Origin of the sequence: Pseudonocardia sp. D17 (assembly GCF_036984265.1) — a bacterium.
GTDB lineage: Bacteria > Actinomycetota > Actinomycetes > Mycobacteriales > Pseudonocardiaceae > Pseudonocardia > Pseudonocardia benzenivorans.
This window is the reverse complement of record NZ_BPRG01000080.1, coordinates 26,059-51,418: the sequence shown is the minus strand read 5'-3', so window position 1 is coordinate 51,418 and position 25,360 is coordinate 26,059. Positions and strand designations below refer to the sequence as shown.

Sequence of the window (25,360 nt, the reverse complement as noted above, 5' to 3'; positions counted from 1 at the left end):
CGATCGCCGTGGCGCTGGCCCGCCCGTGGGCGTGGCGCGTGCTCTCCGGCGCCGTCGACCCGCAGCAGCTGCGCAGCAACGCCGCGGCGGCCAACGTCGACCTGCGCGCCGTCGACACGTCGATCCTCGAGGAGCTCGCGGCCCTGGCCGTCCCGGCCGAGGAGTACTGGGCGACCCGGTCGGCGCGGTCCTGGACCTAGGACGTACCGGATCCGCAGAACATCCGCCGGCGATCGGATAAGGTTCGGGCCTCGAACCTCGCTGCGGCACGTGCACCCCCTCCCAGGAGCAGCCATGCGCGACGCGGCGCACCGGCAGGTCGATCCGCTGACGACCGACGCGTTGATCGCGCGCAAGATCGTCGTCCCGACGCAGCGCGGCGTCGTGGTGGCGCGACCGCGACTGTTCCGCCTCCTCGACGACGGGAGCCGCTACCCGCTGGTGACGGTCGTGGCGCCGGCCGGTTGGGGCAAGACCACCCTGCTGTCGACCTGGCTGGCCGAGCGCGCCGACGACAGTGTCGTCGCGTGGTTGTCGGTCGACCAGGAGGACGACGACCCGGTCCGGTTCTGGTCGCAGGTGATCAGGACAGTTACGCACGCGCTGGCGCTGCCTCCCGACCACGCACTCCCGACGCTACGCCCGACCCGGGCCACATCGAACGACGTGCGATTCGTCGCCGAGATGATCGACGTACTGGCCGCCCTCCCCGAGCAGGTCTGCCTCGTGATCGACGACGTGCACGAGATCACCGAGCCGAGCATCCCGGCCGGGCTCACCTACCTGGTCGGACACACGCCCCCGAACTTTCGGCTCGTCCTGTCGGAACGGTTCCTGCCCGGCATACCGCTAGGACGCATGCGCGTCCTGGACGAGGTCCTGGAGATCAACGCGGCCGCGCTCGGTTTCACGGACACCGAGCTCACGACGGTCCTCGACGGCGCCGGCCACTCCGTCGAGCCTGAGGACACCGCGAGGCTGCTGCAACGAACGGAGGGCTGGCCCGCGGGCGTGCGGCTTGCGCAGCTGGCGATGTCCGGGACCGTCGGCGCGACGGCCGCGCTGACGGACCTGACCGGGGAGGAGTCGGTCGTCGCCGAGTACTTCGGCACCGAGGTCTTCGACCGGCAGGACCCTGCGACACGCGAGTTCCTGCTCCACACGTGCGTGACCGACGCGCTGACGGCCGACCTGGCCGACGCACTGACCGGCCGGAACGACTCCGAGCAGCTGCTCGAGACGATGGCCAGGACGAACACGTTCATCGGGATCCAGGGACGTCGTCCCTGGTACCGCTATCACCAGCTCTTCGCCGAGACTCTCCGCTCGACGCTGCGACGCGAGGACCCGCAGCGCATGCGGGCCCAGCACCGCACCGCGGCACGCTGGCACCTCGAACACGGCGACGCGGTGGCTGCGGTCCGGCACGCCGTCGACGGCGGCGATCTCGCTACGGCACGGCTGCCCTCGGCCGGGTATGGCTGCGCCTGGTGCTCGACGGTGAGCTGACAACTCTCAACCGAGTGCTGGACCTGCTCCCCCGCGACACCGTGTCCGCCGACGCCGAGCTCGTCCTCGTGCGGGCGGTCCTCCATCTGGAGTCAGGGCGCCACCGACGCGCGCTGGCCGATGTCGAGACCGGGGAGCGACTGATCCACCGTCTCGACGGCGCCGACCGGGCCCGGGCCGCGGCGGTGGCGGCAACAGTGCGGCTCCGGCTGGCCCAGCTCGGCGGCGACATCAACGGGGCGCGGCACGCGGGCGAGGCGGTGCTGTCGTCGCCCGCCCTCGAGGTCGACGACCCGTTGCGGGCCATGGCCCTGCTCGGTCTCGGCGTATGCGAGTACTTCACGGGCCGACGTGCCGCGGCGCAGGAGATCCTGCGCGAGGGCCTGCGGATCGCGCGGACGACCGGCCACGACTACCTGGTCACGGGTTTCCTGAGCCAGCTCGCCGTGGTACTGACGGCACAGGACCGGCCCGTGGAGGCCGTCGACGCGGCGCAGGAGGCCGTCGCGCTCGCACAGCGGCGCGGCTGGGGCGCGACGCCGCAGATGGCCGTCACGTGGCACGCCCTGGGCTGGGCGCACTTCCTGTGGAACCGGCTCGACGAGGCCGACCTGTACCTCGACCGGGCCGAGCTGGCCGCGCCGAGCGGTGACGCCGCCCTCCTCGCCGTGATCCACATGGTGCAGGGTCTGGTGCAGTCGTTGCGCCGCAACCACGACGCCGCGCTCGCGCTCCTGACCACCGCGGAGCGCGACCTCGGCGACGTCATCGACCGCTTCGTCTTCCGCTCCTACATCCAGGCCGAGGTCGTCCGGCTCCTGGTCGCGACGGGCCGGCTGGATGAGGCGGACCGCCGCCTCGCCGCGCACCGCGACGGGCAACCGTCGGTGAGCCTCGCCGTCGCCGAGGCCGAGCTGGCGTGGGCCCGCGGCGACGCCGCCGCGGCACTGGTCGTCGTGGAGTCGGCACCCGGCGGCACGGGGAGCGGGTTCCTGGACCAGCACCTGCAGGCCCGCGTGCTGTCGGCGGTCCTGACCGCCGAGCTGCGCCGTCCCGACGACGCCGACCGCATCCTGGAGGAGGCCCTCGACCTCGCGCTGCCCGGCCACTACCGGCAGCCGTTCCTGCAGTTCGGGGAGGCACGGACGCTGCTCGAGGCCCACCGCGGCTGCCCGGCGCACCGGCGGTTCGTGGCGGATCTGCTCGGGGCTGACGACGCGCCCGTGACCGGGGCGGCCGGCCCCGGCGCCGAGGTGCTCTCCGACCGGGAGGTCGAGGTCCTCGGCCACCTCGCGGCGATGCTCACCGCCGCCGAGATCGGCGCCGAGATGTTCGTGTCGGTCAACACCGTGAAGACCCACCTGAAGAGCATCTACCGCAAGCTCGGTGTGAGCAGCCGACGGCAGGCGGTGGCCCGAGGTGTCGAGCTGGGCATCGTGCGGCCCGGCCCCGGCCGGATGTGACGGGTCAGCCGAGGACCGTCGCGTGGACGTCGTCCCACGCGACACCCCGGTCCATCGCCGTCTTGGCGCGGACGAACGCGGCCGACCGGTTCTTGGCCAGCACCCCGACCAGGCGGCCGCCGTCGCCGTAGCCGACCACGAACTCGTCGGCCTCCAGCGCACCGCACAGCACGCGGACCTCCCGGGCGCCCGCGTCGCCGGCGAACTGGAAGTGGTGGCCGTACTGGTGCGTCCAGAAGTACCGGCCGGTGGTGAACGGGGCGGGCGCACCGCCGGTGAGCCGGTTCGCGACGTGGCGGGCCTGCTCGACCGCGACCATCCACTGTTGACCCCGCGCCGACCGCCCGGTCCGCGGGTCGGTCCAGCGCGCGACGTCGCCGGCGGCGTGGACGTTCGACGGGCCCGCGCACAGCTGGCCGTCGCAGACCACGCCGTCGTCGACGCGCAGGCCCGACCCCGCGAGCCACTCGACGTTGGGCACCACACCGAGCCCGGCGACGAGCAGGTCGCACGGGAGCACACTGCCGTCGGTGAGCCGGACCGCCTCGACCCGCTCGCGGCCGAGGACCTCGGCGACGGCGACCCCGCACCTCAGGTCGGTGCCGTTGGCGCGGTGCATCGACACGAACGCCGCGGCCACCAGCGGCCCCACGGCCCGCGCGAGCGGCGTGGGCTGCACCTCGACGACGGTGACGTCGAGCCCCAGCGCCCGCGCGCTGGAGGCCACCTCGGCACCCACGAACCCGGCGCCCGCGACGACGACGGTCGGGCGCCGTTCGAGCTCCGCGCGGATCGCCACCGCGTCGTCGACGGTCCGCAACACGAGCACGCCCTCCGGCGGGGTCTGCCACGGGACCGGCCGCGGGCGTGCGCCCGTGCAGACGACCAGGTCGTCGTAGGGGACGCGACCCGCCACGGTCTCGACGACGCCGCGCACGGGATCGAGCCCGAGGACCGCGCAGCCCGTGCGCAGCTCGACGTCGAGGTCGGCGAAGGCCTGCCCGTCCTTGAACGTGACGTCCTGCGGCCGGGACTTCCCGGTCAGGACGTCCTTGGACAGCGGCGGGCGGTCGTAGGGCAGATGCGGCTCGTCACCGAGCACGACGACCGCCCCGTCGAAGCCCCGCCGCCTGAGGAACTCCGTCACCCGTACCGCCGCCAGTCCCCCGCCGGCGACGACCACCCGCCGCGTCCGCATCCCGTCCGCCCTCAGCCGTCCGCGGCGACGACGTCGACGGCGATGGCGTCGACCGGACAGCACGCCGCGGCGTCGTGCACGCTGTCGAGGTCGGCACCGGTGACGGTCGGGTGCAGCACCACCAACCGCGCATCGGGTCCCATCCCGAACACGTTCCCCGCGATCGTGGTGCACATCCCCGAGTGGATGCACCGGTCCCAGTCGATCGTCACGTCCGCCATGGCTCCTCCTCGTCCGTACTTCGGTCCGTGCGGGCTCAGCTGCCGAGCTTCTCGGCGAGCTCGAACAACCAGCGGCGGTACTCGATGGAGTACTTGTCGACACCCTTGAGGTGCATCTCCTCCGACAGGTCCTCGGGGAGCTCCTCGGGGCGTTGCGATTCGACGACGGGCCGGTCCTGCTCGTAGATGAAGTGGACGAACCCGCCCAGCTCCTCGTCGGCCTTGGCCGGGTCGCCGAAGTCGCGACCGGCGATGGTGAAGTTGCGGATGCTGCGCGGCCCCAGTGGCGTCGGGTGGAACAGCAGGTTGTACTTGTTGCCGTCGGAGAAGACGATGTTGAGCATGCAGGTCAGCGGCATGAAGACCCGCCAGTCGATCGAGAAGTAGACGTAGGGGTCCTCGGGCAGGTCCTTGCCGCCCCACGCCGCCGAGTCGACCGGTACCCGCACCAACGTCTTCTTGTCCTGCAGGTTCTCGAGACGGTTCTCGTCGCGCCAGACGTCGTGGCCCGGCACCGCCGGCTGCGTCGCGTCGCCGAGGTAGCCGTCGTGCAGGATCGCGAAGTGGGAATAGTCGGTGTAGTTCTCGACCCGGCGCGGCGCGCTGCACTCCCAGTCGGTCAGCGGCCGGCACGCGATGTGGTGCAACCCTGGGTCGTCGAACTGCGGGTACTCCGGCAACGGGTAGTACGGCTCGTCGACCAGGCAGGCCCAGATCAGCCCGTAGCGTTCTGCCGACAGGTACTTGTGCACGCCCGCCCGCAGGTGGCCCGCGAGGTCGGGGCGCTGGGGCGCGAGGGTGCACCGGCCGCTGCTGTCGTACTGCCAACCGTGGTACGGGCACTGCAGCTCACGGCCGCCGATCACCGCGCCGATCGACAGCGCCGACCCGCGGTGCGCGCACAGGTCGTCGAACACGCAGACCTCGCCGTCCAACCGTACGACGACCAGCTGCTGCCCCATGAGCGTCGCCCGGATCGGGGTGTCCCCGAGATCCTCGGCGTAGGCGACGGGATGCCAGAAGTGCCGCAGGGAGCGGTAGATCCGCGCCTCGCCGTCGGCGTTGAACTCGTTGACCCGCGAGGTGAACGCCGACTCGTCCGGGAGGTCGGTGAGCGTCATGGTGGGAGGTCCCTTTCTCGGCGGTGAGGTGGGGCGTCGTGTCCGGCTGCCTTCGCAGTGTCGGACGTCGCGAAGATCGAGTCGACACACGTGGCGGGTGATCCCCCGGGCCGGTCCCCCTCACCCGTGACGGGTGACCCTTCGCCCGAGAACCGTCTGCGCGCGAACGGGTCCGGACATGCCGACGCGGGCCGCGGCGGCTGGTCGGCCGCGGCCCGCGATGCGTGGACACCTCCCGCTACGGCGTACCGGCGGGCACCCGTCGGTCGGCGTAGGACGGCCGGATGTCGGTCATCATCGCGACGAGCTCGTCGACGACCGCGTCGAGGAACGCGCGGCCGCTCTCCGCGGACGCCACGTGCGGGTCGCCGAAGATCGAGGTGTCGTTGGTCGCGGGGCTCGGCCGCGTCGTGTACGTCCGCGACGGCGTGACCGGAGCGACGAGATCCCAGCCGACGAGCGGCGTCGCCACCCCTTCGATCGCGGCCATGTCGACGAGCTCGGGACGGACGGCGAGCTGGAACGACGTCTCGAACTCGCAGCCGTGGCCCATGCCGCCGACCTCCGACCGGCGCAGCGCGTGGATCCGGGCCGCCGCCGGTTCCCAGTAGCTGACGGCGGTCACCGTCGGGGCGTAGGTCGTGTCGAGGTCGTCGATCAGCCGCCGGGCCACCGCGTCGTTCGCGGTGCCGTTGGGCCGGTTCCCGTTGAGGATCAGCAGCCTGCGGAACCCCTGTTTGATCAGCGCCGTCCCGACCTCGTAGACGAGCTCCTGGTAGAGCGGCACCGACAGCGAGATCGTGCCGGTGAACGACTCGAAGGTCTTCGAGATCCCGTACGGCAACGGCGGGGCGACGACGGCACCGAGCCGCTCCGCCACCAGCGTCGCGACGTGCTCGGCCTGGTGGGTGTCGGCGTCGTTGGGCATGTGCGCCCCGTGCGCCTCGGTGGCACCGGTGGGCAGGATGACCAGCGCCTCGCGGTCGATGGCCTCCTGGACCTGCCGCCAGCTCATGTGGGCGATCTTCATCGGGACTCTCCTCCCGCGACGGCCGCAGCCGTCGCGTCGACGACGGGCGGCCGCCGGCGGCCGTGCCCGGTGGACGTCTCGAACATGTGGCCGATCTCGAGGACCCGCCGGTCGGCGCCGGGCGGGCCGACGATCTGCATGCCGACGGGCAGCCCGTCGCCGGAGAAACCGGCCGGTACCGACAACGCCGGGCATCCCGTCGCGCTGATCCAGTAGGCGAGGCGCATCCAGTCGAGGTAGCCGGCCCCGCCCGCCGCGCCGCCGTCGCCGGCCGCCGGGAGGCAGGGGTACTCGAGCCGGGCGTCGAACGGGGGCACGGGGCTGACCGCGGCGACGAGGACGTCGTAGCCGGCGAAGAACGCGTGCATCCGCTCCCACAGCTCACCGCGCATGCGTTCGGCGCGGGCGACGTCCTCGGCACGCAGCTCACGTCCGGCCTCGATGTTGGCAGCCAGGCTCGGCTTGACCAGGTCCCGGTGCGCGTCGAGCAGCTCGCCGTAGGCCAGCTGGAACTGCCACGCGCGCAGGGTGCGGAACACCTCGTCGGCGCCCGACAGGTCAGGGTGGTCCTCGACGACCACACAGCCGAGGCCTTCGAGGACGCCCACCTGTCGTGCGAGCACGTCCGCGACGGCCGGATCGAGCGCCACCGCGCCGCCGAGGTCCGGCGCCCACGCCACCCGCACCCCGTGCAGGTCGACCTCGAGCGGGCCGTCGAGCGTTCGGGGGTCGTCGGCCAGGCTGATCGGGCACCGCGGGTCCGGCCCGGCGATCACCGACAGCAGCAGCGCGAGGTCGTCGACCGAGCGGGCCATCGGGCCGGGAACGGTCAGGCTCGACCACGGCAGCACCGACGGGTACTGGGGCACCCGTCCGGCCGTCGGTCGCAGGCCCACGACGTTGCAGAACGACGCCGGGTTGCGCAGCGAACCGCCCATGTCGTTCCCGTCGGCCAGCGGCTGCATCCCGCAGGCCAGCGCCGCGGCCGCCCCGCCGGAGCTGCCGCCCGCCGACCGGTCGAGCGCGTAGGGGTTGCGCGTGAGTCCGAATACCTCGTTGTACGTGTGCGATCCGGCCGCGAACTCGGGGACGTTGGTCTTGCCGATCGTGATCGCGCCCGCTGCCCGGATGCGGGTGACGACGAGCTCGTCGTCGTCGGGGACGTGGTCGGCGAAGATGCGCGAGCCGTAGGTGGTGCGGATACCGCCCGTGCGGTGGGTATCCTTGTGCGCCACCGGTATCCCGTGCAACGGCCCGAGCGGGCGGCCGGCGCTGCGGGCTTCGTCGGCCCGGGCGGCGTCGGCCAGCGCCTGCTCCGGCACGAGGGTCACGATCGCGTTGACGGCCGGGTTCACCGCGTCGATCCGGTCCAGGTGCGCCCGGACCAGCTCGACCGCCGACACCTGCCCGGTGCGGACGAGGTCGGCCATCTCCCGAGCGGTCAGGAAGCACAGCTCGTCGGCCGTCACGGTGGAGGTCCTGAGTTGCGAAGCGGGTGTGACATAAGCCCTCTCCTGTCCGCTGAGCGGATATGTCATCCTTCTCGCGGACAGTCAAGCAGGTGGCGCCGCCGACCGTCAACGCCGTCGGAGGTCCCCCACCGCCGGACCGAGGAGACGATCAGCGATGGCCACAGCGCGTCCCGGCACGTCCCGCCGAGCGGTCGTTCGCCCCACGATCGCCCGGACGCCGAGGAGGGCCGGGTGATGCCCGGGTCCGCGTCCCTGATCGCCGCGGTGCTCGACGCCGGCAGCTTCGTCGGCTGGGACGCTCCGCCACCGCCGGTCGCCGACGACGCCTACCGCGCCGCGCTCACGGCCGCCGCCCGGCGCGCCGGTACCGACGAGTCGATCGTCACCGGTCAGGGCCGGATCGCCGGGCGGGCGGTCGCCGTCGTCTGCAGCGAGTACGGGTTCCTCGGCGGCTCGATCGGTGCGACGGCGGCGAACCGGATCGTCGCCGCCGTCGAGAGGGCCACCGCCGCCCGGCTCCCGCTGCTCGCCTCCGCGGCCTCCGGCGGAACCCGGATGCAGGAGGGGACGCCCGCATTCGTGCGGATGGCGCCGATCGTCGCCGCGGTGACCGCGCACAAGGCCGCGGGCCTGCCCTACCTCGTCCATCTGCGGCACCCGACCACCGGTGGCGTGCTCGCCTCGTGGGGGTCGCTCGGCCACGTCACCGTCGCCGAACCCGGCGCCCTCATCGGCTTCCTCGGGCCGACGGTCTACGAGGCGCTGCACGGACGCCCCTTCCCTGCCGGCGTCCAGACCGCTGAGGCCCTCCACGACCACGGCCTCGTCGACGCGGTGCTGCCGACGTCGCTGCTGCGCGGGATCGCCGCGCGCGCACTCGCGCTGCTCGCGCCACAACCGCCCGCCACCGACGCCGCCACCCCCGCTCCCGCGCCCCGAGGCCCGGTGCCCGAGCCCCCCGCGTGGGAGTCCGTCCGCCGGACCCGCCACCCGGGCCGGCCGGGGCTGCACGCCGTCCTGCGCCACGCCGACGACGCGCTCCCCCTCAGCGGGACCGGGGCGGGCGAGCGCGGCGAGGCGCTGGTCCTGGCGCTCGTCCGGTTCGGCGGCACGGCCTGTGTGCTCGCCGGCCACGACCGCACCGTCTCCCGGCCGCCGACACCCGCCGACCTGCGCACCGCGCGCCGCGGGATGCGGCTCGCCGGCGAGCTCGGCCTTCCGTTCGTCACCGTGATCGACACCGCCGGCGCGGAGCTCAGCCCGGCCGCGGAGTGGGGTGGCCTCGCCGGGGAGATCGCCCGCTGCCTCGCCGACCTGCAGCAACTGCCCGCACCCACGCTCTCGGTGCTGCTCGGCCAGGGCACCGGCGGCGCCGCGATCGCGCTGCTGCCGGCCGACCGCGTCGTCGCCGCCCGGCACGCCTGGCTCGGGCCGCTGCCGCCCGAGGGCGCTGCCACGATCCGCTTCGGTGACCCGGCCCGCGCACCCGAGATCACCGAGGCGCAGCACGTCCGGGCAACCGATCTCGTCCGCGCCGGCGTCGTCGACCGCGTGCTCGACGAGCTCCCGGACGCCGCCGACGAGCCGGCGGCTTTCGCCCGCCGCGTCGCCGACGTGATCGCCGAGGAGTTGCGGCACCTGCGCACGGGCGACGCCGCCCTGCGCAGCACCGGGCGTGCCGCCCGGGGCCACCGGCTCGTCGCCCTGCCTCCCGCCTGACGCCGGGAACACGCCCTCGGCGCCGGCCGGGACCGGCGGTCAGCCGGCCCGGTCGGCGAGGGTCGCGACGTAGTCGTCGAGCGTGCGGGCGGGCCGGCCGAGCAGCGCCTCCAGCACGAACGGCGGCCCGGTGAACCCGAACTCGCGGTAGTGGTCGGACATGAGCGCGAGGCACCGGCCCGCGTGGTCCGCCGCCGCGGCGGGTGGGGCGTCGACGGCGCGGACGACATGTCCGAGCCGGCGCGCCAGGGCCGCGGCGATGTCGTCGGCGTCGAGGGCCTGCGGCCCGCACAGTTCGAAGGTGCCACCGTCGAGTCCGTCCCTCGTGAGCAGGACGGCGGCCGCATCGGCGACGTCGCGCAGATCGACGTAGGACAGTCGGGCCCCGACGCCCCACGGGCTGGGGAAGCGGCCCGTCCGCCGCACGACGTCGAGCTGCCCGCCGACGTTGTCGAGGTAGGCGCAGGGCTGGACGACCCTACGGTCCACGTCGAGGGTGTCGAGGAACTCCTCCACCCGCAGCTTCTGCCAGTGGTGGGGCATCCGTTCCAGCTGCGGGCGCAGCACCGAGTGGTAGACGAGCCTGCCCACCCCGGCCTCGCAGGCCCGCTGCGCGAGCCGGGTCGCACCGGCGAGCTCGTCGGCGTCGAAGTTCGGCCAGATCAGGTACAGGGCGCCGCAGCCACGCAGCGCGGCCGCGGTCGCGTCGTCGTCACGCAGCGAGCCGACCACGACCTCGGCACCGAGCACGGCCAGTTCCGCGGCGGCGCGCCGGCCCCGCACCAGCGCCCGCACCGGCAGGCCTCGGCGCCGCAGCGCGGCGGTCACGGCGAGGCCGGTCATCCCGCCGGCCGCGGTCACCAGGATCATCCGCCGGCCACCGGCCGCCGGGTCACACGTTCACCCGCGCCTGGCGCAGCAGGTCGTGGATCGCGCTGGGACTCAACGGGACCTGCCGCACGGGCGGCGTGCCGAGCGGGCTCAGCGCGTCCTCGACCGCCGACGCGATGACCTGCCCGACGGGGATGGTGCCGGCCTCGCCGACGCCCTTGATGCCCAACGGGTTCAGCGGTGAGGGCGTCTCCAGGTGGATCATCTCGATGTGCGGGACCTCCGTCGCGTAGGGCACGAGGAAGTCCATGAAACTCGCGTTGCGCAGCACGCCGTTCTCGTCGTACTCCAGCTTCTCGTAGAACGCGCCGCCCATCCCCTGCGCGACACCGCCCGCGACCTGGCCCTCGACGATCATCGGGTTGATCATGTTGCCGCAGTCGTGCACGCACACGTACCGCTTGACGTCGATGTCGCAGGTGACGGGGTCGACCTCGACGAGCGCGGCGTGCACCCCGTAGGCCCAGGTCGCGTGCGGCGGGGAGTAGTACTCGGAGACCTCGATGCCGGGACGCTCCCCGTCGGGCAGCGGCTTGCCGGTGCTGCGTGCGGTCGGCGCGAACTGGGTGGCCGTCTGCGCGGCCTTGTTGAACGCGTAGCGCAGCGGGTTGCTCATCGTCGCGACCTCGGCGAGCGTGACGCCGCGAGAGGTCGTGCCGCGCACGAAGGCGCGCCCGTCGGCCAGCTCGATGTCGTCGGGGTCGGCCTCGAGCATGTTGGCCGCGGCCTGCGCGATCCTGGCCCGCGCGCTCACCGCGGCGATGTGCACTGCGTTGCCGCTGACGACGGCCGCGCGGCTGGCGAACGTCGCCACTCCCCAGTCGAAGACGCCGGTGTCGCCCTCGACGACGATCACGTCCTCGGGCCGCACGCCGATCTGGTCGGCGACGATCTGTGCCCACGCCGTCTCGTGGCCCTGCCCCTGCGCGGTGAGCCCGGTGTTGACGTAGGCCTTGCCGGTGATCGGGTGCAGCCGGATCTTCGCGCCCTCGTACGGGCCGAGCCCGGTTCCCTCGACGTAGAACGACAGGCCGAGGCCGAGCATGCGGCCCTCGGCCCGGGCCTGTTCCTGCTCGGCGCGGATCGCGTCGAGGTCGAGCGCCTTCTCCAGCGCGGCCAGCGCGTCGTCGTAGCGTCCGCTGTCGAGCGTGACCGGCAGCCCGTCGGCGAAGACCAGGTCCGGCCGGGTGTAGGGGAACTCGTCGGGCGTGATGAAGTTCCGTCGCCGGATCTCGAAGCGGTCGATTCCGAGCTCGGCCGCGAGCTGGTCCATCGCGCGTTCGATGGCGAAGTTGGCCTGCGGGCGGCCGCAGCCGCGATAGGGCGTCACGGGGACCGTCGGGGTGTAGACGCAGTCGAAGGTCACGTGGATCGCCGGGATGCGGTACGGGCCGGCGATCTGGGTGGACGCGACCTGGGCGACGGCGATCCCGTAGGGGATGAACGACCCGGTGTCGTGCAGGAAGGTGTCCCGCAGGCCCAGGACGACGCCGTCGCTGGTCGCGGCGAGCTCGATGTCGTGGATCTGGGTCCGCTCGTGGGTCATGTGCACGAAGTTCTCGGAGCGGTCCTCGACCCACTTGACCGGCCGGCGCAGGTCCTTGGCCGCGAACGGCACGAGGATCTCGTTGCTGTACGGGAACACGATCTTGGGCCCGAAGCCGCCGCCGACGTCGGGGGCGACGACACGCACCTTGTCCTCGTCGAGGTCGAACAGGCTCGACAGGGCGCCGCGCAGGCCGATCGGAGCCTGGGTGCCGTCCCACACGGTGAGCTCGCCGGAGACCGCGTCCCAGCGCGCCGCCGTGCTGAGGCACTCCATCGGCGCGGCGGTGCTGCGGTCGACGCGCACCTGGATGCGGGTCACGTGGTCGGCGGCCGCGAACGCGGCGTCGGGATCGCCGCTGACCTGCACGAGGTGCGCCGCGATGTTGTTCGGGACGTCCTCGTGGACCAGCGGTGCGCCGTCGAGCGCGGCCTTCGCGGGGTCGACCTCGACCGGCAGGATGTCGTAGTCGATCTCGATCAGCCGCGCGGCGTCCTCGGCGATGTAGCGGTCGTCGGCGACGACGAACGCGATCGCCTGCCCGACGTGGTAGACGTCCTCGTGGGCGAGCGGGTACTGGGTGCGCGGATGGCCGATGCACGGGTGCGGGATCAGCAGCGGCATCGTGACGTCGAGCTCGCCGAGGTCGGCGTGGGTGTAGACGCGGTGCACCCCCGGCAGGGCCCGCGCGGCGGTGGTGTCGAGGTGGGTGATGCGGCCGCGGGCCACGGCACTGCGCGCGAAGGCGCCGTGCAGCACGCCGTCGAGCGGCAGGTCGTCGACGAAACGGCCGCGGCCGGTGATCAGGCGCGCGTCCTCGTTGCGCTGGACGCGGGCACCGAACTGGCGGGTGGACATCGACTATCCCTTCGACGCGATCTCGGCGGCGGCCCGGCGGGTGGCCGCGACGATGCCCATGTAGCCCGTGCAGCGGCACAGGTTTCCGGCGAGTTGGGCGCGCACGCCGTCGTCGGTCTCGGCCAGCTCCTCGTTCTCGACGAGGTGGGTCACCGCCATCAGGAACCCGGGCGTGCAGAACCCGCACTGCAGGCCGTGGCACTCCCGGAACGCGCGCTGCACCGGGTGCAGCGTGCCGTCGGACCCGGCCAGGCCCTCGACGGTGCGGACCTCCATGCCGTCGACCTGGACGGCCATCGTCAGGCAGGATCGGGCCGGCACCCCGTCGAGGTGGACGGTGCACGCGCCGCAGACGCCGTGCTCGCAGCCGACGTGCGTCCCGGTCAGGCCGAGGTCCCCGCGCAGGAAGTCCGACAGCAGCAGGCGGGGGGACACCGCCGCCTCGACCTTCTCCCCGTTGACCGTCAGCGAGATCGCGATCCGGTCGTCGGGGCCGTAGCGGGTGTCGCCGTCGACCGGTTCCGCGTCCAGGTGGTTCGTGCCGTGGTTCCCGTTCATCGTGGCCCTCCCGCCCGCGCGGCCGCCCGCGTCAGGACGTCGTTCACCAGCCCGCTCAGCAGGTGCCGCCGGTAGTCGGCACTCGCGGCGGTGTCGTCGACGGTGGTCACGGCGTCGCGGGCCAGCTCGCCGGCTGCCCGGAACGCCTCGCTGCCCGGCTCGACCCCCCGCAGCGCCTCCTCGGCCGCGCGCAGCCGCACCGGGGTGGTGGCGACGCCGCAGGCCGCGAGCCGGGCCCGCGCGATGCGGCCGGCATCGTCGAGCAGCAGCGTGGCGCCGGCACCGGCGACGGCGAAGTCGCCGTGCCGACGGGCGAACTCTCGGAACGCCCAGCCCTCCCCCGGCTCCAGGACCGGGAAGGCGACCTCGACCAGCAACTCCTCGGGTTCGAGGGCGGTGGTGAAGACGAACTCGAAGAACTCGGCCGCGGGGATGGTCCGCGCGCCCGCCGACGACCGGGCGGTCAGCTCGCCGTCCAGCAGCGTGAGCAGGCACGGCAGCTCGGACGCGGGGTCGGCGTGCGCGACGCTGCCCCCGACCGTCCCGCGGTTCCTGATCACCGGGTGGGCGATGTACTCCATCGTCTCCCGGATCAGCGGGTTGCGGGCCAGGACGGCGTCGTTGCGCTCCAACGTCCGCTGGCGGGTCATCGCGCCGACGCGGATCATCCCGTCACGGGTGTCGATCGTCGCCAGTTCGGCGACGCGTCGCAGGTCGATGACGGTGTCGGGGTTGGCGAGCCGGAAGTTCAGGGTGGGGACGAGACTCTGACCACCCGCGAGGACCACCGAGTCCTCGCTCTCCGCCCGTACTCGCAACGCGCCGGCCAGGGTGTCCGGCGCGACGTACTCATAGCAGGGTGGCTTCATCGCCGACCTTCTTCCTTCGTCGTACCGCCGGTCCGTGCGCGGTCGCCCGGCCACGGCGCGTCGCGCGGGTCACAGCGCGAGCTTCGAGGCGAACTGCGGGTACCTGATCGGGTGTTGCGCCAGGATCGCGTCCTTGTTCTCGGCCGTCATGATGTCCTGGAAGACGGCGTTCTGGAACTGCGGCGAGCCGCCTTCGAGGGCCGTCCGCACGATCTTCGCGGCGATGAGCCCGGTCTCGGCGGCCGAGTAGAAGCGGGACGCGCGCAGGAACGGCGTGCCCAACCACGTCAGCATCTCCTCGTCGGCGTCGCTGGTGACGTGGGTGACGTCGGTGACGTTGTTCTGCTTCAGGTAGGCGGCGATGCCGTCGCCCATCGTCGCCGCGTAGGAGACGACGATCTTCGCGTCGGGGTGGGCCTGCAGCCCGCGCTCGACGACACCGACGGCGGTGTTGCGGTCGAACATGCCTTGTTCGCGCACGACCACCTCGAAGCCGCTGCCCTTCAGCGAGGCGTCGAGGCCCTCGTCGATCCGCTCGGAGAAGCCCTGGCCCACGACACCCTGCACGACGATGACCTTGCCGGGCTTGACGTTCGCCTTGAGCCAGTCCCCGACCAGGGTCCCGCCCTTGACGGAGTCGAGGTGGGCGACGCCGCTGACGTAGGGGTCGAGCGGCCCCGGGCCGGCCCACAGCGCGAGGCCGACGGGGATGTCGGAGCTCTTCGCCTCCCGGACGCCGTTGAGCGTCGTCTCGATCGTGTTCGGGTTGATGACGACGCCCGCGGCGCCCTGCGAGAGCAGGCTCTCGATGTTGCGCAGCTCGGTGGGGCCGTCGAAGTTCGCCTGCACGACCTTGATCTGGTAGTTGCCGCCGTCGAGGCCCATCGCGACGCCCTCGGCGACGTACTTCGTGTAGTCGACGACGCCGTTGAGCGACAGGCCGATCGTCTTGGAGGCGCCGCCGGCGCCGGTGCCTGCGGCACCGGCAGCACTGCCGGAGCCGCACGCGGCGGTGGCGAGGGCGATGCCGCCGAGCGCGCCGAGGCCACCCAGCAACGAGCGACGGGAGAGCAGAACGGGGTCCTTGGCCATGATGTCTCCTTGGGGGGTGGGCGGGCCGGCGCGGGACAGGGCGTCAGCCGGTCCGGCGCGCCGCCCGGATGCGGCGGATCTCCGACGTCGCCGTCACCGCGACCGCGCCGATGAGGATCACGCCCAGCACCAGCTGGTTGTAGGTGTCGGGGACGTCCAGGAACGACAGCGAGTCGGTGACCATCGCGACGACGAGCACCCCCAGCACGCCGCCGACGATGCTGCCGCGGCCGCCGGCGAGCGACGCACCGCCGAGCACGGCCGCTGCCACGACGGTGAGCTCGAGGCCGACGCCGCCGCGCGGGTCGCCCGCGCCGACGCGGCCGGCGAACATGACGCCCGCGAGCCCGGCGAGCAGGCCGTTCACCGAGTAGAGGGCCATCTTGATCCGGGCCGTCGGGACGCCGGCCAGGAAGGCTGCCTCCTCGTTGGCCCCGACGGCGTAGACGTTGCGACCGAAGCGCGTGAAGTGCAGCAAGAGGGCACCGAGCACGATGACCAGGGCCCACACGATGACCCCGACCCGCACGCCGAGCACCTCGGCGCGCACCCACGTCATGCCGGTCGGCATGGGGATGGGGGTGCTGGCCGCGAGGGTGAGGGCGAGCGAGGCGAACACCGCGAGCCCGCCGAGGGTGAGGATGAACGGCGGCACCTTGAGGTAGGCGACGATCAGGCCCCAGCAGAGCCCGATGAGCGCCCCGGCCACGAGACACACGGCCACGACGACGACGGTCGGCAGCCCGTGCAGCACGAAGCTCGCCGTGACGACCCCGGCGACGGAGACGAGGCTGCCGACGGACAGGTCGAGCTGCCCCCCGACCAGCAGGAGCGTCTGGCCGACGACGAGTACGCCGAGCACGGCGTTGGCGGCGAGCAGCCGGCCGATGTTGGCGCCGCTGAGGAACGCCGGGTTGTACGCGGTCGTCACCACGCCCAGCGCGACGACGATCAGGACCAGCGGTGCGTAGACCCGCAGGTGCTCGCGCATCAGCGGGGAGAGGCCGCGGCGCTGCAGCGGTGGGGTGGCCGCGCCGACCTCCGGCGGGACGTCGGTGGTGGTCATGGTCAGCTCCTGGCTCCGAGGGCGAACAGTGCCTGTTCGGTCGCGTCGACGCCGGGTATCTCCCCCGCCACGACACCGTCCCGCATGACGATCACCCGGTCGGCGACGCAGCGGATCTCCTGGTACTCGGTGGACAACACGACGACGGCGGCGCCCGCGCGGGTGAGGGCGCGCAGTTGCCGGTAGATCTCGGCCTTGCTGGGGATGTCGATCCCGACGGTGGGTTCGTCGAGAACGAGGACCCGGGCGTCGACGCGCAGCCAGCGGTCGATCAGGACCTTCTGCTGGTTCCCGCCGCTGAGCCCACGCACGGGCAGCCGGACGTCGGCGGCCTTGAGCCCCAGTGCGCGGCCGCCGCGCCGGCACCGGTCGGCCGCGCGTGCGGCGGAGTACCAGGTCATCGGGTGCGCCGCGTCGCCCGCGAGCTCGCTGTTCTCGTGGATCGGACGGTCGAGCAGCAACCCTTCGCGTTTGCGGTCGGCCGGGATCAGCGCGACGCCGCGCATCGCGGCCCGGCGGCGGGTCGAACCGGGTTCGCCCATCAGTTCGACGACACCGGCGGTCGGTCGTGCGGCACCGCTCAGAAGCCGGCCAAGCTCGGCGGCTCCGGAACCGACCGGACCGTTGATCACCACCGTCTCGCCGAACCGCAGGTCGAGGTCGACGCCCTTGAGCCGGCGACCGAAGTGCACGCCGCGCAGCCGGGCCGCGACGTCGCCGGGCCGGGTGCCGCCGCCGTGGATGTCCTCGCGGCGCAGCGAGACCTCGGACCCGAACATCTGCGCCACGAGCCCGTCCGTCGTCGTGTCGGCGACGAGGCCGCCACCGACCCGGCGGCCGTCGCGCAGGACGGTGTAGTCGTCGGCGAGGGCGATCACCTCGGACAGGTGGTGGCTGATGTAGACGACGCCGACGCCGTGCTCGCGTACGCGGCGGACGACCTCGAAGAGCTGCTCGATCTCCTCCGGGTGCAGCGACGCGGTGGGCTCGTCCATGATCAGGCAGCGCGCCTCGAAGGTGACGGCACGGGCCAGCTCGAGCAGTTGGCGTTGCGCGACCGAGAGCGTCGCGACGGGTGCTCGCACGTCGAGCTCGACGCCGACCCGCTGCAGCCGCCGCCGCGCCTCGCGCTCGACGAGCCACTGGCCCGAGAGCCCGAACCGGTTGCGGGGTGCCTCGCCGAGCACGACGTTGTCGGCGACCGACCGGGTCAGCGCGACCTGGCGCTCCTGGTGCAGGACGCGGATCTGCAGCTCACGGGCGTCGCGCGGGGTCAGCCGGACCGGCCGGCCGTCGACCCGGATCTCACCGGAGTCGGGCTGCAGCACCCCTGACGCGACCTTGATGAGGGTCGATTTGCCGGCACCGTTCTCGCCGACGAGGGCGTGCACCCGTCCGGGCCGGAACGTGACGGAGACGTCGGTCAGGGCCCGTGCCCCCGGGAACGACCTGCTGACGTTCTGGAGCTCGATCATGACACCTCGTATTCGGTGAGCGGATACCATAACCGCTCAACGGTCAGCGGTGAGTGTCTTGGGCCACGTCGGCCCTGTCAAGAGCGGTGCCGGGTCACCCGGCCGTGCGAGCAACGGCACGGTCCGGCCACGCGCGGTGACCTGATGACGCGCACCGGAGACCCCTCCGGGGCGCAGGAGTCCGGCACGACCCCGACCGGAGCCGGAAATCCGTCAGGAACGCCGGCCGTTCTCGTACGTGGCCCAGTGCATGGGCTGCCATCCGGTGCCCAGCGAGATGGTCCGGGCGACGCGCTGCACGCTCTGCAGCGCGGTCGCCTCGGCCGGGCCGTCGTCGAACTCCGTGCGTGCCATCACCAGGCACACGCACGCCACGACCTCGCCGACCGAGTTGTGGACCGGCGCGGACAGCGACCCGGTGAACGACTGCACGTCGCCGACCGTCCGCGAGTAGCCCTGCTGACGGATCACGTCCAGCTTCGCCCTGATCGACGCCGGGTCCGTGTCGGTCTCCGGTGTCAGCCGGGCCAGCGGACCGGCCAGGTACTCGTCGATCTCCGCCGGGGGCAGGTGGGCCAGCAGGACCAGACCCTTGCTGCCGCAGTGCATCGGGAAGTGGTGGCCGTAGGTGGTTCGGGTGATCGTCTCGCCCGACATCGCGTCGCGGGCGTAGAGCGTGACGACGAGGTTCCCGCTGCGCTCGGCCAGCTGGTAGACCCCCGAGGGGGTCTCCTCGGCCGCCTCCCGGAACAGCGGGATGGCCAGCTCCAGCAGGGGGTGCCCGACGAGATAGGTGGAGCCCAGCAGCCAGGTCCGCCTGCCCATCCGGAAGACGCCGGCGTTGTCGCGCGTGATGAACTCCGCGCTCTCGAGCTGCGACAGCGTGCGGTGCAGCGTCGCCCACGACATCTGCAGCGCCTCGGCGGCGTCGGTGGCTCGCATGGGTCGCTCCGCGAGGAGCTCCAGCACGCGCAGGGCGCGCATGACACCCTGCAGCGTCGCCTTCGGCCGCTCCTCGCCCTCGGAACGAACCCGCCCCGGGGGGCCGTCCATCTCCGACGGCACCACGCCACCCCCTCAGTCCTGCACGACGGTACCGGACGGTCCGGGGCGCGGCCCCGGCCCGACCCCGATCGCGCGCGACCGTTCCGGCCCGCCGGCACACGACGGTCACCTAGCCCGCGGGGGTGGCCGGATCGGCCACCGCGTGCACGTCGTCGGGGTCCGACCAGCCCTCCGGCCGGACGAGGCCGCCACCGGCCTTGACCGACTCGAAGTAGGCGCCGCGGTCGAACATCGGCACCGCGCCGCGCCCGGCCCGCAGTGCGTCACGCAGCTCCGACGTCGCGACCTCGTCGATCTCGACCTTTCCTTGCACCCGCGTGACGACGACGCCGTACTCGCGACGTGCCGCCTCCTCGGTGACGAGGCCGACCGCCACGTCGTAGCGGACCCGCTCCGGGTCGCGCCGCAACGGGTCGCCCCAGCCGCCCCCGCCGGTCGTCCACACCGTGACGAGGTCGCCCGGCGCGATGGGGACGCCGTCGATCATCCCCGGCAGGCTCTCGGTGCTGCCGTCGGCCCGGGCCACCTCGATGCCGTACGGCCACCCGGCCTTCCCGCCGTTGACGCCGTAGGTCGCGAGCTCGGAGCGGTCGGCGTTGGACAGCAACGTCGACGAGCGCAGCGACCGGATCTTCTTCTGGTAGCCGAACCCGCCGCGGAACTCTCCCGCGCCCGCGGAGTCCGACCGCAGCTCCAGGCTCTCGACCAGCACCGGGTAGCGCTGCTCGGAGAACTCCGCGGGCAGGTTGCGCGAGTTCGGGACGATGTGGACGACGTCGCTCCCGTCGGCCCACGGCCGGCCCGGCCCGCCACCGCCGAGGACCTCCCGGAACAGCGAGAGCCTCCCCTCGGCGTCGCGGCTGTGCAGGCCCCAGATCCGGATCGTCTCGTGGTCGGCCGGCATCCGCCCGCCCGTGGCCTTCGCCAGCGCACCCGCGAAGATGCCGAGCGCCCGGATGAGGATGAAGAACCGCAGGCCGGTCGGGCGCCCGAAGTGCGGCGTGACGAGGGTGCCCTTCGGGGGGAACACCACGTCGATGACGTCGAGGATGCCCTCGTTGATGTCGATCTCCGCGGCGCGCTCCGGGGAGTCGGCCAGGCACCGCAGCACCGGCCCCATCCACTTGCGGACGAACCTGCCCTCGCAGTAGTCGATCGCCCAGTTGATCGGCCCCTCGGCCTCCGGGTCGGTACCGGTGAAGTCGAGCAGGATCCGGTCCGCGGTCTTCGTCATGGTCAACCGCATCGCGTAGAGCTTGCGGGTGAACCCGTCGCACTCGACGTAGTCCTCGAAGGTGTAGACGCCGTCGGCGATCTTCGGCAGCAGCTCGTCGCGGACGGTCCGGGCGCAGTTCTCGATGATCGCGTCGAACCCGCCCTCGAGCACGTCGACGCCGTAGCGGTCGGCCAGCTCGGTCAGCCGGCGCGCGCCGAGGCGGCAGGCGCCGATCTCGGAGTCGATGTCGCCGCGCAGGTGCTCGGGCAGCCGCGAGTTGCGCTCGAGGATGCGGAACGCGGTCTCGTTGAGGACACCGCGGTCGTAGAGCTTGATGGGTGGGACGACGAGGCCCTCGCCCCACTGGTCGTGGACCTGCACCGGCAGGCTGCCCGGCACGCACCCGCCCACGTCGTCGTGGTGACCGAAGACCTGCGCGAAGCCGAGCAACCGTTCGTCGCCGTGGAAGATCGGCACCGTCGTGCACAGGTCGGGGACGTGTCCGCAGGACCCGGCGCTGTTGTAGGGGTCGTTCCAGAAGAAGACGTCGCCGGGGTGGATGTCGTCGCCGAAGAACTCGAACACCGGCTCGATCAGGGACCCGTACGAGCGCCCGGTGAGCTTGCGTCCGCGGGCGTCGTAGAGACCGACGCGGTAGTCGTGCTGGTCGCGGATCATCGGGGACCGGGCGGCCCGCTCGACGGCGGCCTCGATCTCCACCTCCGCGGAGCGGATCGTGCCCGTGATGACCTCGAGCTCGATCGGCCCCAGAACCGTGGTTGCCATGCTCAGCCCTTCGTGAGGATCAGGTTGGCGGCGGTGTCGCGGGTGACCTGCCACCCCGGTGGGACGACGACGGTCGCGCCGTACTCCTCGACGACGCTCGGTCCCGCGACCGACACCCCCGGCGTCAGCGCGGCGCGGTCGTGAATCGCGCAGGAGCGCCAGCCCTCGCCCGGCCAGTAGACGTCGCGCGTCGTCGGGGCCGAGGGGGCCGTGCCCGCCGTGTCGTACCGGGAGCGGTGCGGCGGCCGGTGCAGCCTGCCCACGGCCTGGACCCGCAGGTTGACCACCTCGACGTCCTGCTTGCCGTCGTAGGAGAAGCCGTAGATGCGGTGGTGCTCGGCGTGGAACGCGGCGACGGTCGCGTCGAGCGCCTCGCGCCCGGTGAGGCCGGCGGGGACCGACACCGCCACCTCGTAGCCCTCACCGACGTAGCGGGCGTCGGCGCCACGGATCACCTCGACGTCGTGGTCCTCGACCCCCTCGGCCCGCAGCTCGGCCGTCCCGGCCTGCTCCAGCTCGCTCCAGATCACGTCGAGGTCGTCGGCCACGCGCGGTTCGAGCGGGCTGACGTAGGTGCGGACGAGGTCTCGCTTGATGTCGGTGACCTGCAGCCCGAACGCCGACAGGTTGCCCGGGTAGGGCGGCACGAGCACCCGGGTCATCCCGAGGAAGTCGGCGACCTGCGCGGCCAGCAACGGGCCCGCTCCCCCGAACGCGACCAGCGTGTAGGCCGCCGGGTCGCGGCCCTTGCTCGTCGAGACCTGACGGATGCCGGCGACCTGCCCGGCCGCGGCGACCTCCAGGACGCCCGCCGCCGCCTCGTCCGCGTCGAGCCCGAACCGGCGGCCGAACTCCTCGAACGCCGCCCGCGCCGAGTCGCGGTCGAGCACCAGCTCGCCGCCGACGAGGCTCGCCGGGAAGCGGTTGAGCACCGTCGCGGCGTCGGTCACGGTCGGCTCGGTCCCACCGCGGCCGTAGGCGATGGGCCCGGGCACGGCGCCCGCACTGCGTGGCCCGACCTTCAGGCTCTGGTTGGGCCCCACCCACGCCAGCGACCCGCCGCCCGTACCGACGGTCGCGATGTCGATCATCGGGATCTTCACCGGGTAGCTCTCGATGACGGACTCGCTGGTCAGCCGGACGGTGAGGTCCTCGATGAGCGCCACGTCGGTGGAGGTGCCACCGACGTCGAGGGTGATGATGTCGGAGATCCCGGCGGCACGGGCGGCCTCGACGGCGCCGAGCACGCCCCCGGCAGGGCCCGACAGCAGCATGTTGACGGGACGCTCGCCCGCCGCCTTGGCGGTCACCACACCGCCGTTGGACTGCATGATCAGGAAGGGCCGGGGGCCGGCCCGGCGTGCCAGCTCGGCCTCGGCGTTGCCCAGGTAGGTGCGGCAGTAGGGCTTCACCATGACGTCGAGCAGCGTCGTCATCGCACGCTCGTACTCGCGGTACTCGGGCAGCACGACGCTGGAGAGCGAGACGAACAGCTCGGGGAACCGCTGCGCGAGCAGCTCGCCGATGCGGCGCTCGTGGGCGGGGTTGGCATAGGAGTGCAGCAGGCAGACGGCCAGCCGGTTCACTCCCTCGGCGACGAGTTCCTCGGCGGCGGCGACGACCGCGTCCTCGTCGAGCTCACGGGCGACGGCACCGTCGTAGAGGATGCGCTCGGGTACCTCCCGCACCAGGTGCAGCGGCACCAGCCGTGGCGGCTTGACCCAGAAGAACGAGTTGCCGTAGCCGTCGGGGACCGATTGGCGGGCGATCTCGATCAGGTGCCGGAACCCCTGGGTGACCAGGAGCCCGATGCCGTCGAACTCGTGCTCCAGTACCGCGTTCGTCGCCGTCGTCGAGCCGTGGACCAGCAGGCTCACGTCGTCGAACCCACGTCCCGCGAGGCCGAGGACCTTCTCGACGCCGGTCACGAGTGCCCGGCTGGGGTCCTCCCGGTCGCTCGCGGTCTTGACCGCGTACAGGTCGCCGCTCTCGGCGTCCACCGCGATGACGTCGGTGAACGTGCCGCCGGTGTCGACCGACACACGCAGACTTCCCGGCATGGGCCTCTCTCCCTTCGATCGGACCACGCTTGACACGTATCCGGTGGGCGGACACGATATCCGCTGTCCGGGGACAGTAGGACCTCGCCGAACACGGTGTCAATCGCCACCGACCCGGCCGCCACGTCCACCCCGCCGCAAGCCACCGCCCTCGCACCGTCCCGGCCAGAGGAGTGCTCCGTGCAGCTCGACCAGCAGTTCACGATCCCCGTCGACGTCGAGACGACGTGGGCAGGCCTGCTCGACATCACCCGGGTCGCCGCCGCCTTCCCGGGCGCGACCCTCACCGACCACACCGGCGACTCCTTCACCGGAACCGTCAAGGTCAAGCTCGGCCCGGTGGGGCTCACCTACCGCGGCAAGGCGACGTTCACCGAGGTCGACGAGACCGCGCACCGCGTCGCGATCGTCGCGTCCGGGTCCGACGTCAAGGGCAACGGCAACGCCTCGGCCGACGTCCACGCCACGCTGACCCCGGGCCCGGACGGCTCGACGGTCTGCGCGCTGCGGACCAACCTGGAGATCACCGGCAAGGCCGCCCAGTTCGGGCGCGGGCTCGTCGTCGACATCGGGAACCGGGTCCTGACCCAGTTCGCCCGCAACCTCGAGAAGAGCTTCGGCGAGCCCGAGCCCGATGCCGCGAGCACGACCGAAACCGCAGCGGCGACGCCCCGGGACGGTGCCGTACCGCTGCGTACCGCCGGGCCGGTACCCGTCCCCGCCACGGACACGTCCGACCAGCTCGACGCGCTGGACCTGGTGTGGAGCAGCCCGCTCGGCCGTCGCGGCCTGCTGGGCACCGCCGCGCTGCTGCTGGCGGTGTTCGCGTTCGTCCTGGGGCGGCGGACGGTCGGCGCCCGATGAGCCCCCGCAGCGACGCCGGCCCCCTCGACGGCCTCGTCGTGCTCGACCTCAGCCGCGCCCTCGCCGGACCGCATGCCGCCATGCTGCTCGGCGACCTCGGCGCACGCGTCGTCAAGGTCGAGAACCCCGACGGCGGCGACGACTCCCGTGGCTGGGGACCCCCCTTCGTCGGCGACGGCGAGTCCACCTACTTCATGTCCTGCAACCGGAACAAGGAGTCGATCGCGCTCGACCTCAAGGCCCCCGACGACCTCGACCTGCTCGCGCGCCTCGTCACCCGCGCCGACGTCCTCGTCGAGAACTTCCGGCCCGGCACGATGGACCGGCTCGGTCTCGGCAACGACCGGCTCCTCGAGCTCAACCCTCGGCTGGTCGTGCTGTCCATCAGCGGTTTCGGCCACGACGGCCCCGAGGCCGGACGCGCCGGGTACGACCAGATCGCCCAGGGCGAGGCCGGCCTCATGTCGCTCACCGGCCCCTCTCCCGACGATCCGCAGCGAGTCGGCGTGCCCATCAGCGACCTGCTCGCCGGCCTCTACGGCATCACCGGCGTCCTCGCCGCGCTGGCCGAGCGCGAACGCACCGGGCGCGGGCAGGTCGTCCGCACCTCGCTGCTCGCCGCGACCGTCGGCGTCCACGCCTTCCACGGCACCGGGTGGACCGTCGCCGGCGAGATCGGCAGAGCCCGCGGCAACCACCATCCTTCGATCACCCCGTACGGCATGTTCCGCTGCCTCGGCGGACACGTACAGCTCTCCTGCGGGTCGGAGGCACTGTGGCGGCGGCTCTGCGCCGAGTTCGGCCTCGATCCCGCGGCACCGCGCAGGGCCGACAACGCCACCCGCACCCGCAACCGGGAGGAGGTCGTCAGCCTCCTGGAGGCCACCTTCGCCGACATCCCTGCCGACGTGCTGCTCAAGCGACTGCTGGCCGCCGGCATCCCGGCGGGGCGGATCCGCACCGTCGACGAGGTGTACGAGTGGGAGCAGACCCGCTCGCAGGGGCTCGTCACGGAGGTAGCGCACCCGACACTCGGGACGATCACGGTACCGGGCCCCGTACTGCGCTTCTTCGACCCCTTGCCCGAAGGTGCAGAGCGGGAGACGACGCCCGCGATCCGGGCGGCCGCACCCCTGCTCGGCCAGCACGACCGCTCGATCCGCGAATGGGTGACATGACCCGCCGGGCCTGAGCGCTCCGCTCCGCGTCGGCCCCTCCGAGCACGCAGCTCGCCACGCGAGCGCGGCACAGTACCGGCCACCGCAGGAGCGTCGGGGCGCC

At 72.8% G+C, this 25,360-nt stretch carries 20 protein-coding genes and 1 pseudogene; 6 read left to right on the top strand and 15 right to left on the bottom strand.

What is annotated here, in order from left to right; genetic code table 11:
* The 3 genes and pseudogenes from PSD17_RS14685 to PSD17_RS14675 all read left to right on the top strand — a co-directional run.
* Positions 1-200, top strand: a pseudogene (locus PSD17_RS14685) (aldo/keto reductase); the annotation flags it as partial.
* A gap of 94 nt (positions 201-294) precedes the next feature.
* Complete coding sequence (locus tag PSD17_RS14680; RefSeq protein WP_339122961.1) at positions 295-1,509, top strand: AAA family ATPase; 1,215 nt, start codon at positions 295-297, stop codon at positions 1,507-1,509.
* A 14-nt stretch (positions 1,510-1,523) separates the two neighbouring features.
* Positions 1,524-2,972: a LuxR C-terminal-related transcriptional regulator gene (locus PSD17_RS14675; RefSeq protein WP_339122960.1), complete on the top strand. Its 1,449-nt coding sequence runs from the start codon at positions 1,524-1,526 to the stop codon at positions 2,970-2,972.
* A 4-nt stretch (positions 2,973-2,976) separates the two neighbouring features.
* Here the strand turns inward: PSD17_RS14675 and PSD17_RS14670 are convergent, their stop codons facing one another.
* The 5 genes from PSD17_RS14670 to PSD17_RS14650 all read right to left on the bottom strand — a co-directional run bounded on the left by PSD17_RS14670 (position 2,977) and on the right by PSD17_RS14650 (position 8,011).
* Positions 2,977-4,170, bottom strand: a complete 1,194-nt coding sequence (locus PSD17_RS14670; protein WP_013675091.1) for an NAD(P)/FAD-dependent oxidoreductase — start codon at positions 4,168-4,170, stop codon at positions 2,977-2,979.
* A gap of 11 nt (positions 4,171-4,181) precedes the next feature.
* Complete coding sequence (locus tag PSD17_RS14665) at positions 4,182-4,391, bottom strand: ferredoxin (protein WP_339122959.1); 210 nt, start codon at positions 4,389-4,391, stop codon at positions 4,182-4,184.
* Positions 4,392-4,426: 35 nt separating this feature from the next.
* The gene (locus tag PSD17_RS14660) at positions 4,427-5,512 is read right to left on the bottom strand and encodes an aromatic ring-hydroxylating oxygenase subunit alpha (protein WP_013675089.1); all 1,086 of its coding nucleotides are present in this window, start codon (positions 5,510-5,512) and stop codon (positions 4,427-4,429) included.
* Between the two features lie 238 nt (positions 5,513-5,750).
* Positions 5,751-6,542 carry a creatininase family protein gene (locus PSD17_RS14655; RefSeq protein WP_013675088.1) on the bottom strand — a complete coding sequence of 264 codons (792 nt, stop codon included), beginning with the start codon at positions 6,540-6,542 and terminating at the stop codon, positions 5,751-5,753.
* On the bottom strand, positions 6,539-8,011 hold the full coding sequence (locus PSD17_RS14650; protein WP_339122958.1) for an amidase: 1,473 nt from the start codon (positions 8,009-8,011) through the stop codon (positions 6,539-6,541). The genes PSD17_RS14655 and PSD17_RS14650 overlap by 4 nt, the downstream gene beginning before the upstream one ends.
* Positions 8,012-8,248: 237 nt before the next feature.
* Here PSD17_RS14650 and PSD17_RS14645 point away from each other — a divergent pair, with 237 nt between their 5' ends.
* Positions 8,249-9,733: a carboxyl transferase domain-containing protein gene (locus PSD17_RS14645; protein ID WP_013675086.1), complete on the top strand. Its 1,485-nt coding sequence runs from the start codon at positions 8,249-8,251 to the stop codon at positions 9,731-9,733.
* A 39-nt stretch (positions 9,734-9,772) separates the two neighbouring features.
* On the opposite strand, the gene PSD17_RS14640 is transcribed toward PSD17_RS14645, so the two are convergent.
* The 10 genes from PSD17_RS14640 to PSD17_RS14595 all read right to left on the bottom strand — a co-directional run bounded on the left by PSD17_RS14640 (position 9,773) and on the right by PSD17_RS14595 (position 23,215).
* On the bottom strand, positions 9,773-10,603 hold the full coding sequence (locus PSD17_RS14640) for an SDR family oxidoreductase (RefSeq protein ID WP_013675085.1): 831 nt from the start codon (positions 10,601-10,603) through the stop codon (positions 9,773-9,775).
* Between the two features lie 22 nt (positions 10,604-10,625).
* Complete coding sequence (gene cutA, locus PSD17_RS14635; protein ID WP_013675084.1) at positions 10,626-13,028, bottom strand: aerobic carbon-monoxide dehydrogenase large subunit; 2,403 nt, start codon at positions 13,026-13,028, stop codon at positions 10,626-10,628.
* Positions 13,029-13,031: 3 nt separating this feature from the next.
* On the bottom strand, positions 13,032-13,586 hold the full coding sequence (locus tag PSD17_RS14630) for a (2Fe-2S)-binding protein (protein WP_013675083.1): 555 nt from the start codon (positions 13,584-13,586) through the stop codon (positions 13,032-13,034).
* The gene (locus PSD17_RS14625) at positions 13,583-14,455 is read right to left on the bottom strand and encodes an FAD binding domain-containing protein (protein WP_013675082.1); all 873 of its coding nucleotides are present in this window, start codon (positions 14,453-14,455) and stop codon (positions 13,583-13,585) included. Before PSD17_RS14625 ends, PSD17_RS14630 begins: the two co-directional genes overlap by 4 nt.
* A gap of 69 nt (positions 14,456-14,524) precedes the next feature.
* On the bottom strand, positions 14,525-15,547 hold the full coding sequence (locus PSD17_RS14620) for a sugar ABC transporter substrate-binding protein (protein ID WP_013675081.1): 1,023 nt from the start codon (positions 15,545-15,547) through the stop codon (positions 14,525-14,527).
* A gap of 43 nt (positions 15,548-15,590) precedes the next feature.
* The gene (locus PSD17_RS14615) at positions 15,591-16,613 is read right to left on the bottom strand and encodes an ABC transporter permease (protein WP_013675080.1); all 1,023 of its coding nucleotides are present in this window, start codon (positions 16,611-16,613) and stop codon (positions 15,591-15,593) included.
* 2 nt (positions 16,614-16,615) lie between these two features.
* Complete coding sequence (locus PSD17_RS14610) at positions 16,616-18,088, bottom strand: sugar ABC transporter ATP-binding protein (RefSeq protein WP_013675079.1); 1,473 nt, start codon at positions 18,086-18,088, stop codon at positions 16,616-16,618.
* A gap of 213 nt (positions 18,089-18,301) precedes the next feature.
* Positions 18,302-19,141, bottom strand: coding sequence for an IclR family transcriptional regulator (locus tag PSD17_RS14605; RefSeq protein WP_132975463.1), 840 nt, complete (start codon positions 19,139-19,141; stop codon positions 18,302-18,304).
* Positions 19,142-19,262: 121 nt separating this feature from the next.
* The gene (locus tag PSD17_RS14600) at positions 19,263-21,155 is read right to left on the bottom strand and encodes a hydantoinase B/oxoprolinase family protein (protein WP_103383576.1); all 1,893 of its coding nucleotides are present in this window, start codon (positions 21,153-21,155) and stop codon (positions 19,263-19,265) included.
* Positions 21,156-21,157: 2 nt separating this feature from the next.
* Positions 21,158-23,215 carry a hydantoinase/oxoprolinase family protein gene (locus PSD17_RS14595; RefSeq protein ID WP_339122957.1) on the bottom strand — a complete coding sequence of 686 codons (2,058 nt, stop codon included), beginning with the start codon at positions 23,213-23,215 and terminating at the stop codon, positions 21,158-21,160.
* Positions 23,216-23,395: 180 nt separating this feature from the next.
* Here PSD17_RS14595 and PSD17_RS14590 point away from each other — a divergent pair, with 180 nt between their 5' ends.
* Complete coding sequence (locus PSD17_RS14590; RefSeq protein WP_013675075.1) at positions 23,396-24,079, top strand: SRPBCC family protein; 684 nt, start codon at positions 23,396-23,398, stop codon at positions 24,077-24,079.
* Positions 24,076-25,257 carry a CaiB/BaiF CoA transferase family protein gene (locus PSD17_RS14585; RefSeq protein WP_339122956.1) on the top strand — a complete coding sequence of 394 codons (1,182 nt, stop codon included), beginning with the start codon at positions 24,076-24,078 and terminating at the stop codon, positions 25,255-25,257. The genes PSD17_RS14590 and PSD17_RS14585 overlap by 4 nt, the downstream gene beginning before the upstream one ends.
* Positions 25,258-25,360 lie beyond the last annotated feature (103 nt).

Excerpts from the sequence above, each read along its gene's own strand:
- PSD17_RS14605 (WP_132975463.1), bottom strand. The coding sequence starts at position 19,141 with ATGGACGGCCCCCCGGGGCGGGTTCGTTCCGAGGGCGAGGAGCGGCCG.
- PSD17_RS14625 (WP_013675082.1), bottom strand. The coding sequence starts at position 14,455 with ATGAAGCCACCCTGCTATGAGTACGTCGCGCCGGACACCCTGGCCGGC.
- PSD17_RS14660 (WP_013675089.1), bottom strand. The coding sequence starts at position 5,512 with ATGACGCTCACCGACCTCCCGGACGAGTCGGCGTTCACCTCGCGGGTC.
- PSD17_RS14620 (WP_013675081.1), bottom strand. The coding sequence starts at position 15,547 with ATGGCCAAGGACCCCGTTCTGCTCTCCCGTCGCTCGTTGCTGGGTGGC.
- PSD17_RS14645 (WP_013675086.1), top strand. The coding sequence starts at position 8,249 with ATGCCCGGGTCCGCGTCCCTGATCGCCGCGGTGCTCGACGCCGGCAGC.
- PSD17_RS14585 (WP_339122956.1), top strand. The coding sequence starts at position 24,076 with ATGAGCCCCCGCAGCGACGCCGGCCCCCTCGACGGCCTCGTCGTGCTC.
- PSD17_RS14595 (WP_339122957.1), bottom strand. The coding sequence starts at position 23,215 with ATGCCGGGAAGTCTGCGTGTGTCGGTCGACACCGGCGGCACGTTCACC.
- PSD17_RS14655 (WP_013675088.1), bottom strand. The coding sequence starts at position 6,542 with ATGAAGATCGCCCACATGAGCTGGCGGCAGGTCCAGGAGGCCATCGAC.
- PSD17_RS14670 (WP_013675091.1), bottom strand. The coding sequence starts at position 4,170 with ATGCGGACGCGGCGGGTGGTCGTCGCCGGCGGGGGACTGGCGGCGGTA.
- PSD17_RS14640 (WP_013675085.1), bottom strand. The coding sequence starts at position 10,603 with ATGATCCTGGTGACCGCGGCCGGCGGGATGACCGGCCTCGCCGTGACC.
- PSD17_RS14610 (WP_013675079.1), bottom strand. The coding sequence starts at position 18,088 with ATGATCGAGCTCCAGAACGTCAGCAGGTCGTTCCCGGGGGCACGGGCC.
- PSD17_RS14600 (WP_103383576.1), bottom strand. The coding sequence starts at position 21,155 with ATGGCAACCACGGTTCTGGGGCCGATCGAGCTCGAGGTCATCACGGGC.
- PSD17_RS14665 (WP_339122959.1), bottom strand. The coding sequence starts at position 4,391 with ATGGCGGACGTGACGATCGACTGGGACCGGTGCATCCACTCGGGGATG.
- cutA (WP_013675084.1), bottom strand. The coding sequence starts at position 13,028 with ATGTCCACCCGCCAGTTCGGTGCCCGCGTCCAGCGCAACGAGGACGCG.
- PSD17_RS14680 (WP_339122961.1), top strand. The coding sequence starts at position 295 with ATGCGCGACGCGGCGCACCGGCAGGTCGATCCGCTGACGACCGACGCG.
- PSD17_RS14630 (WP_013675083.1), bottom strand. The coding sequence starts at position 13,586 with ATGAACGGGAACCACGGCACGAACCACCTGGACGCGGAACCGGTCGAC.
- PSD17_RS14615 (WP_013675080.1), bottom strand. The coding sequence starts at position 16,613 with ATGACCACCACCGACGTCCCGCCGGAGGTCGGCGCGGCCACCCCACCG.